This is a genomic window from Bacillus hominis (assembly GCF_018332515.1).
Lineage (GTDB): Bacteria > Bacillota > Bacilli > Bacillales > Bacillaceae_G > Bacillus_A > Bacillus_A hominis.
The window spans coordinates 1-238 of the sequence record NZ_BOQD01000710.1 but is presented as its reverse complement, the minus strand read 5'-3'; the positions used below and the strand labels follow the sequence as shown (position 1 = coordinate 238).

Annotated in this window: 1 protein-coding gene; it reads left to right on the top strand. The window is 32.8% G+C overall.

Going from position 1 to position 238, the window contains the following annotated elements; genetic code table 11:
* Positions 1–238, top strand: a 238-nt coding sequence (locus tag KI356_RS28050; protein WP_212937101.1) for a CNNM domain-containing protein, incomplete at both ends; no start/stop codon positions are given.

Sequence of the window (238 nt, the reverse complement as noted above, 5' to 3'; positions counted from 1 at the left end):
CAAAAAGCAGAACAAGTGAGTTTCTTTGTTGCTAAGCCACTCATTTTTTTTTATCGTATTGCATTCCCATTCATTTGGCTTTTAAATGGATCAGCTCGGTTAATTACGAAGTTTTTTGGGTTGAAACCACCAAAAGGGCATGATGAAGTGCATTCAGAAGAAGAATTGCGGTTGTTAGTTTCAGAAAGTTATAAAAATGGAGAGATTAATCAATCTGAATATAAGTATGTAAATAAAA